Raw genomic sequence first — 8,644 nt, 5'->3', positions numbered from 1 at the left:
GCAATACAACACGCTTCTCAAGCAGGTTGGCCAGTTGTACTTTTTAGAGTAATGGAAGCAATAACGGCTTATTTACCGATAGGTGGAATTTTGTTATTTGTATTTTTTGTACTGTCGTCATTGCATTTAAATCATTTATTTATTTGGATGGATCCTGAAGTGGTTGCGCATGATGAATTAATTCAAAATAAAACAGGTTATTTAAACGTACCATTCTTTTTAATTAGAGCAGCAATTTATATGGCTGGATGGATTTGGTATCGTCAGCATTCAAGAAAGTTAACATTGGCTCAAGATAATGCGACTGATTTAAGTAATTACACAAAATTGTTTAAACGTTCAGCAGCATTTTTGGTATTCTTTTTAGTTACAGAATCAATGATGTCTTGGGATTGGATAATGTCTTTAGATCCACACTGGTTTAGTACCTTATTCGGATGGTATCTTTTCGCAAGTATGATAGTTTCTGCAATAACTACCATAGCATTAGTTTCAATCTATTTAAAAGGAAAAGGGTATTTGGAATTTGTAAACAATAGCCATTTACATGATTTGGCTAAATTTATGTTCGGATTTAGTATTTTTTGGACGTACTTATGGTTTTCTCAATTTATGTTAATCTGGTATGCAAATATTCCAGAAGAGGTTACCTATTTTGTTACGAGGTTTAATGATTATAAAATTCCATTTTTAGGAATGTTAGTCTTAAATTTTGTTTTCCCTTTATTAGTTTTAATGAATAGTGATTACAAACGTGTTAACTGGTTTATAGTTACAACTGGTATTGTAATATTAATAGGACATTATGTGGATATTTTTGTAATGATTATGCCAGCGACGGTTGGAGATCAATGGTATTTTGGAATTTCAGAAATAAGTTCAGCATTATTAGTACTTGGAATATTTATTTATGTTGTTTTTAATGCATTATCAAAAGCTCCATTATTAGCAAAAGGAAGTCCTTTTATAAAGGAAAGTGAACATTTTCACTATTAATTAATAAAATATTCTCATAGAAAAGAGTCCTGAATACAAATTATTCAGGATTTTTTTTATATTTGGCACAACTAAAAAAATCTAAATTAAAAAAATGACAGCATTACTTTATATTTTACTGGCAATTGTTGTAGCAGTAGCTATCTGGCAAGTAACAAGTATTCTAAATTTTAAAAGTGTAATTGCAACTGAAAAAGATAATAACACACAAGGTATTTTATTTGCAGTTTTTGGAGTATTCTTTTACGGATTAATGATCTTTTCTTTTGTAAAATACTCAATAATTTTATTACCAGATTCAGCGTCTGTAGAAGGAGAAAGTTACGATACTTTGTATATGGTTACAATGGTATTAATATTGGTAGTGCAAGCAATTACACAATTTTTACTCTTTTATTTTGCTTTTAAATATAGAGGTATAAAAGATAGAAAAGCATTATTTTATGCAGATAGTCATAAGTTAGAATTAATTTGGACCGTAGTTCCTGCAGTTGTTCTAGCAGGTTTAGTACTTTATGGATTATCTGTTTGGGTTGATGTTATGGATCCTTCAGATGCAGAAAACCCATTAATTGTTGAGGTATATGCGAAACAATTTTCTTGGGAAGCTCGTTATGCTGGAGAAGATAATGAATTAGGTTTAGCGAATGTTAGAAACATTAAAGGAATTAACACTATGGGTGTTGATATGTCAGATAAAAATGCATTAGATGATATTCCTGTACGCGAATTACGTTTGCCAAAAGGAAGAAAAGTAATTTTTAAATTCCGTTCTCAAGATGTATTGCACTCTGCATATATGCCACATTTTAGAGCACAAATGAATTGTGTTCCAGGTATGGTTACTCAATTTGCTTTTACTCCTTCATTAACAACTGAAGAAATGCGATTGAACGATAAAACAATTGCTAAAGTTGATGGAATTAATAAAATACGAGCAGAAAAAGGAGAGGATGCCTATGAATTCGACTATTTACTTTTATGTAATAAAATTTGTGGTTCTTCGCATTACAATATGCAAATGAAAATTATTGTTGAAGAAGAAGAAGATTTTAATACCTGGATTAAAAATCAAAAAACAATGGCGCAAGTTGTGCAATAAATTAACTAACTACTATACTACTAAATAAAAAATAGATTATGTCAGATCATCATCATAAAGAAACATATATTACTAAATACGTTTTTAGTACTGACCATAAAATGATTTCAAAACAGTATTTAGTTACTGGTATTTTTATGGGTGTTATCGGTGTATTTATGTCCATGTTATTTCGTTTACAAATAGCTTGGCCAGATAGGTCGTTTACTATTATTGAAGCTTTTTTAGGAAACCATCAAGATGGTGGCGTTATGTCTCCAGATATTTACTTAGCTCTGGTAACAATACATGGTACCATTATGGTTTTCTTTGTATTAACGGCAGGTTTAAGTGGAACGTTTAGTAACTTATTAATACCACTTCAAATTGGAGCACGTGATATGGCTTCAGGTTTTTTAAACATGATTTCTTATTGGCTATTCTTCTTGTCAAGTGTAATAATGGTTATTTCACTTTTTGTTGAAGCTGGACCAGCATCTGCAGGTTGGACAATTTATCCACCATTAAGTGCATTGCCACAAGCAATACCTGGTTCTGGATTAGGTATGACACTATGGTTAGTATCAATGGCAATATTTATAGCATCCTCTTTAATGGGAGCTTTAAATTATATAGTAACGGTTCTTAATTTAAGAACAGTTGGTATGAAAATGACGAGATTACCATTAACAATTTGGGCATTTTTTGTAACAGCTATTATTGGAGTTGTTTCATTTCCAGTATTATTATCTGCCGCATTATTACTGATTTTTGATAGAAGCTTTGGGACATCATTCTTTTTATCAGATATATTTATTCAAGGTGAAGTATTGCATTACCAAGGAGGTTCTCCAGTTTTATTTGAACATTTATTCTGGTTTTTAGGGCATCCTGAAGTATATATTGTAATACTGCCAGCGATGGGTATTGTTTCCGAAATTATTGCATGTAACTCTCGTAAACCAATATTTGGTTATAGAGCTATGATTGGTTCTATTATAGCAATTGCATTTTTATCTACAATTGTTTGGGGACACCATATGTTTGTTTCTGGTATGAATCCATTTTTAGGTTCTGTATTTACATTTACAACATTATTAATTGCAATACCTTCAGCAGTAAAAGCATTTAACTGGATTACTACCATGTGGAAAGGGAATATTCAAATGAATACAGCAATGCTCTTTTCTATTGGGTTTGTTTCTACATTTATTTCTGGTGGTTTAACCGGAATAGTGCTTGGAGATAGTGCTTTAGATATTAACGTACACGATACGTATTTTGTGGTTGCTCACTTTCACCTAGTAATGGGTGTATCTGCAATTTATGGTATGTTTGCTGGTGTATATCACTGGTTCCCTAAATTGTATGGTAGAATGATGAATAAAACATTAGGATACTGGCACTTTTGGATAACTGTTGTTGCGGCTTATGGAGTTTTTTTCCCGATGCATTTTGTTGGATTAGCAGGTTTACCACGTAGATATTATGCAAATACAGCCTTCCCTTTATTTGATGATGTTGCGGATGTAAATATTGTTATTACAATGTTTGCAATATTAGGAGGTGCAGCTCAGATAATTTTCTTAGCAAATTTCTTTATTAGTATTTATAAAGGTAAAAAAGCAACTCAAAATCCATGGAAAGCTAATACTTTAGAATGGACAACTCCAGTTGAACACGTTCACGGAAATTGGCCAGGAGAAATTCCTGCGGTACATAGATGGGCTTACGATTATAGCAAACCGGGACATGAAGAAGATTATGTGCTACAAACGACACCGTTAAAAGAAGGAGAAGAAGAATCTTAATTCTTTAAGTTTAAAAATATATCAAAAATGCCTTTTCATTTAATTGAAAAGGCATTTTTGATTATAAAAACAATAATTATTATTCTATAATTGCTAACGGTTTTGTTTTTTTCCAATTTCCTCTTGTAAAATCTGGAAACATTTGAGAACTTCCATGTTCTGCAACTGAAGCTTCACTTAGCGGTGAAACTGCACTCCAGAAACAACCTTCATACACATTTTGATCCAAAGGTAGCCCATTTCGTAAACATTCGATAATACGGAAAGTCATTAAATAGTCCATACCGCCATGACCACCATTTTTTCTAGAGATTTCTCCCATACGTTTGTACAACGGGTGTTCATATTTTTCAAAAATAGCTTCTAATTTTTCTCCTTCTGCCCATTGATGGTGATTTTCAGTAATACCTTCAACACCTCCTTCTAAAGCTATTCTAGTAGGAAAGCCAGTTAATGTTCCTTGGGTTCCTTGTATTAGATTGTGTCTTGTATATGGACGTGGACTTGTTTCGTCCCATTGTACCATAATTGTCCGTCCAAGTGTTGTTTTTATAATAGAAGTATTAATATCTCCTCCTTTAAAATCAAGTTGATTCCATTTGTGGTTAGCGTCAAAATTTTTCTTTGCGTAAATATTTCTACCTTTCCCTGGAGAAGACATAGAAACAATACGTTCAAAATTATCTTCACCTCTTGCTAAGTTCATATATTGTGCAACAGGACCTAAGCCATGTGTTGGGTATAAATTTCCATTTCGATGTGCATAATGTGGAGTTCTCCAAGAGCCAGTTCTGCGCTCAACTTCATTCATTTGCCATTTTAACTCGTGAATATATGAAGCTTCTCCGTGAAGCAGTTCTCCTAATACACCTTGCCTGCACATATTTAGATATAATAATTCTTCACGACCGTAGTTTACATTTTCCAGCATCATACAATGCTTTTTAGTTTTTTCAGAAGTATCTACTATATCCCACAATTCCTTAATTGTTAGGGCAATTGGCACTTCAACCATAGCGTGAGCACCTTTTTTCATTGAATAAATAGCCATTTCAGCATGTGTTTCCCAAGGAGTACTTATAAAAACGAGGTCAGGTTTTTCTTTCTTCAACATCTTTTTCCACTCGTTTTCTCCACCTGTATATAAGGAAATCTCATTATGTCGTTCTCCAGCTCCAATTTCTTTACATTTATTTGCTGTTTTAGTAGCCCAATCTTCATATAAATCACAAATTGCCACTATTTCTGTACCTTCAACATTAGCGGTTCTTGTTGCGTGTCCAGAACCTCTTGCACCTACTCCAATAAAAGCACAGCGAACAGTTTCTAATTTAGGAGCAGCAAAGTCTCCCATATATGTTGCTCCAAAAGAAGTTGAAGATTTAAAGTTAGTAGCATTTAAAAAACTAGGTAAAAACGCCAAGCCAGCACTTGCAATGGACGATTTTTTAAGAAAATCTCTTCTATTAGGATTCATATTTTGCATTTAGATAAGTTAATAATCGTAAATTTAAAAATTATTATTTATTAGATCACCAAGTTATACGTTAATAAAAACTGAATTTTAGTTTGATTTGAAGTACTTTTAGCAATGTTTAAAATTAAGTATTGTCACTATTTTTTTTTATATCTTCGTGCAACTAAAGTTGTACAATAACTATGAACGAAAACTTGAATCCAGATAAAGAACATTATTCTTCAGAAGAATTAGATGTAGAAAAAAAACTACGTCCGTTAACTTTTGATGATTTTACTGGGCAGGAACAAGTTTTAGAAAATCTAAAAATATTTGTTGAAGCTGCTAATTTGCGTGAAGAAGCTTTAGATCATACATTATTTCACGGACCTCCAGGATTGGGTAAAACTACCTTGGCACATATTTTAGCAAATGAGTTAAATGCTGGCTTAAAAATTACTTCAGGACCTGTTTTAGACAAACCAGGAGATTTAGCAGGCTTATTAACTAATTTAAGTGAACGAGATGTATTATTTATTGATGAAATTCACAGATTAAGTCCGATTGTAGAGGAATATTTGTATTCTGCAATGGAAGATTACAGAATTGATATAATGATTGAATCTGGACCAAATGCACGAACTGTTCAAATAGATTTAGAACCATTTACCTTAATTGGTGCAACAACACGCTCTGGATTATTAACAGCACCCATGCGTGCACGTTTTGGTATTAGTAGCAGATTACAATATTATAAGAAAGAATTACTAACCACTATAGTGCAAAGAAGTGCAGCTATTTTAAAAGTGCCAATAGCTATGGAGGCAGCTATTGAAATTGCTGGAAGAAGTAGAGGAACTCCAAGAATTGCAAATGCATTACTTAGAAGAGTGCGAGATTTTGCACAAATAAAAGGAGACGGAACAATAACTATTAAAATAGCAAAGTTTGCTTTAAATGCTTTAAATGTAGATGCCTTTGGATTGGATGAAATGGATAATAAAATATTAATAACCATTATAGATAAATTTAAAGGTGGTCCGGTAGGTATAAGTACGTTAGCGACTGCCGTTGGTGAAAATTCTGAAACTATTGAAGAAGTTTATGAGCCCTTTTTAATACAAGAAGGATTTATTATGCGCACTCCAAGAGGTAGAGAAGTTACCCATCTAGCATATCAACATTTAGGAAAAATAAAAGGTGATTCTCAAGCGGAATTGTTTTAAACTATAAGTGACTTATGTCACAAAACTAAAGATATATCATCTTACTTTTGTTATTACAAAAACTCTAAATTTATAATAATGAGTTTACATAAAATATTTCCTTTTTTACTTTGGCTTCCTTTAACTAAAAAAACGTGGAAAGATGACTTAATTGCTGGTATTACAGGTACAATTATTGTTATTCCACAGGCAGTAGCTTTTGCTATGATTGCTGGATTGCCTCCAATTTATGGTTTTTATACAGCTATGATTACGCCAATTATAGCCGCTTTATTTGGTTCTTCATATCATTTAATTTCTGGACCTACTACAACAGGATCGATAGTTGTATTTGCGATCATAAGCAAATTTGTAACTCCTGAATCAGATTTGGAAGCATTTGTCTCCTTAACCATACTTTTATCCTTTATGGCTGGTGTAATTAAATTAGTAATGGGACTGGCTAAGATGGGGAAATTGGTAAATTTTGTTTCATATACGGTGGTTATCGGGTTTTCTGCAGGAGCAGGAATTTTAATTGCATTTAAACAATTAAAGCATGTATTTGGAATAAATGTTCCACAAGGAAGTTCTTTTTATGAAATTATTGCATACATATTTTCTCATATTAAAGAAACGAATTTATATGTACTAAGTGTGGCAATAGGAACGCTTTTAATTGCACTACTTATAAAAAAGATTAAATATATTTCTAGATTAAATATGCTTTTTGCAATGATTTTAGGTAGTGTTTTGGCAGTTGTATTAGGAGGAAATCTGCATAGTATTGAAACAATAGGAAACGTGCCGTCTAATTTACCACCTTTTATAATCCCCGATTTTAATTTTGAAGATATGCGGATGCTAACTTCAGGAGCAATTACATTGGCTTTAATTGGCTTAGTTGAAGCAGTTTCAATATCTCGGGTTATTTCACTAAGTTCTCATCAAAAATTAAATAATAATCAAGAGTTTGTGAGTCAGGGTTTAACAAATATTATTTCTAGTTTCTTTTCATCGTATGTTAGTTCAGGATCATTTTCACGTTCGGGTGTAAATTATCAGGCTGGTGCAAAAACACCTTTAGCGGCTATAATATCTGCTATAGGTTTGTTATTAGTAGTGTTGTTTTTTGCAACGTATGCTTCGTATCTAGCAAAACCTGCTATGGGTGGTATTATTTTATTAGTTGGTTATAATTTAATTGACTTTAAACGTATTAAGCAAATAATAAAAAGTAGTAAGCGAGAATTTATTGTATTGTCTGTAACACTATTAGGAACGTTATTTTTAGAATTAGAAACAGCACTGTTTTTAGGAATTCTGATATCATTATTTTTCTACTTGGAAAAAACTTCAAAACCAAATATTGCCATTGTTGGAAAAAATCAAGATAATAAGTTTATCAATATAATTAGAGATGCTACTGCTAAAGAATGTCCACAATTAAAAATGATAAGAATAGATGGTTCAATTTATTTTGGCGCTGTTGATGGAATTTCTAAATATTTTACGGATTTATATGAAAAGAACGATCAAAAACACTTGTTAATTCTTGCAAATGGAATTAACTTTATAGATATAGCAGGTGCAGAATGGTTGTCGCAAGAAGTGTTAAAATGGAGAAGTAGAGGAGGAGGGATTTATTTTGTAGGATTAAAATTAATTAGTCAGGATGTGCTTCAAAAAGGTGGTTTTTCAAAAATAATTGGAGAAGAAAACTTTTTTAAAAATAAAAATACAGCAATTGCCACAATTTATAAGAATCTAGATAAAGAAATTTGTTTAGAGTGCAAGGTTAAAATTTATGATGAGTGTAGCTAAAATTTCTAAAAATGAATTTTAAAAAATACATACCAATTTTAGACTGGCTCCCAAATTATAAAAAGGAATGGTTTAAAGGCGATTTAGGAGCTGGTTTAACCGTTGGTATTATGTTAATTCCACAAGGAATTGCTTATGCTATGATTGCGGGTTTACCTCCAATTTATGGTTTGTACACTGCAATGATTCCGCAAATTATTTACGCTATTTTTGGAACATCTCGTCAACTAGCTGTTGGTCCTGTTGCGATGGACTCTTTAATAGTTGCTTC

The 8,644-nt window shown here is 32.0% G+C and carries 7 protein-coding genes; 6 read left to right on the top strand and 1 reads right to left on the bottom strand.

Annotated features, from left to right (window positions below):
* From AB1Z17_RS07920 to AB1Z17_RS07910, 3 genes are all read left to right on the top strand, one after another.
* Window positions 1-996, top strand: a 996-nt coding sequence (locus tag AB1Z17_RS07920; RefSeq protein ID WP_368051262.1) for a quinol:cytochrome C oxidoreductase, incomplete at its 5' end; no start/stop codon positions are given.
* A gap of 94 nt (window positions 997-1,090) precedes the next feature.
* Window positions 1,091-2,098 (top strand): cytochrome c oxidase subunit II, encoded by a 1,008-nt coding sequence (locus AB1Z17_RS07915; protein ID WP_368051261.1) that lies wholly within the window; start codon window positions 1,091-1,093, stop codon window positions 2,096-2,098.
* Between the two features lie 38 nt (window positions 2,099-2,136).
* Window positions 2,137-3,888: a cbb3-type cytochrome c oxidase subunit I gene (locus AB1Z17_RS07910; RefSeq protein ID WP_368051260.1), complete on the top strand. Its 1,752-nt coding sequence runs from the start codon at window positions 2,137-2,139 to the stop codon at window positions 3,886-3,888.
* Window positions 3,889-3,967: 79 nt separating this feature from the next.
* On the opposite strand, the gene AB1Z17_RS07905 is transcribed toward AB1Z17_RS07910, so the two are convergent.
* A complete protein-coding gene (locus AB1Z17_RS07905) occupies window positions 3,968-5,365 on the bottom strand; it encodes a Gfo/Idh/MocA family protein (protein WP_368051259.1) in 1,398 nt (465 codons plus the stop codon).
* Between the two features lie 182 nt (window positions 5,366-5,547).
* Here AB1Z17_RS07905 and ruvB point away from each other — a divergent pair, with 182 nt between their 5' ends.
* The 3 genes from ruvB to AB1Z17_RS07890 form a co-directional block, all read left to right on the top strand.
* Window positions 5,548-6,570: a Holliday junction branch migration DNA helicase RuvB gene (gene ruvB, locus AB1Z17_RS07900; protein ID WP_368051258.1), complete on the top strand. Its 1,023-nt coding sequence runs from the start codon at window positions 5,548-5,550 to the stop codon at window positions 6,568-6,570.
* A gap of 78 nt (window positions 6,571-6,648) precedes the next feature.
* The gene (locus tag AB1Z17_RS07895) at window positions 6,649-8,373 is read left to right on the top strand and encodes a SulP family inorganic anion transporter (protein ID WP_368051257.1); all 1,725 of its coding nucleotides are present in this window, start codon (window positions 6,649-6,651) and stop codon (window positions 8,371-8,373) included.
* A gap of 11 nt (window positions 8,374-8,384) precedes the next feature.
* Window positions 8,385-8,644, top strand: a 260-nt coding sequence (locus AB1Z17_RS07890; RefSeq protein ID WP_368051256.1) for a SulP family inorganic anion transporter, incomplete at its 3' end; no start/stop codon positions are given.

Source organism: Lutibacter sp., from assembly GCF_040883305.1.
In the GTDB taxonomy this organism is placed as follows: Bacteria; Bacteroidota; Bacteroidia; order Flavobacteriales; family Flavobacteriaceae; genus Lutibacter.
Note: the sequence above shows the minus strand (reverse complement) of the source record. Positions and strands in the feature narration are given on the sequence as shown.

What these genes read in the sequence shown, in the direction of transcription:
- ruvB (WP_368051258.1), top strand. Translation starts at nt 5,548, where the DNA reads ATGAACGAAAACTTGAATCCAGATAAAGAACATTATTCTTCAGAAGAA.
- AB1Z17_RS07905 (WP_368051259.1), bottom strand. Translation starts at nt 5,365, where the DNA reads ATGAATCCTAATAGAAGAGATTTTCTTAAAAAATCGTCCATTGCAAGT.
- AB1Z17_RS07910 (WP_368051260.1), top strand. Translation starts at nt 2,137, where the DNA reads ATGTCAGATCATCATCATAAAGAAACATATATTACTAAATACGTTTTT.
- AB1Z17_RS07895 (WP_368051257.1), top strand. Translation starts at nt 6,649, where the DNA reads ATGAGTTTACATAAAATATTTCCTTTTTTACTTTGGCTTCCTTTAACT.
- AB1Z17_RS07915 (WP_368051261.1), top strand. Translation starts at nt 1,091, where the DNA reads ATGACAGCATTACTTTATATTTTACTGGCAATTGTTGTAGCAGTAGCT.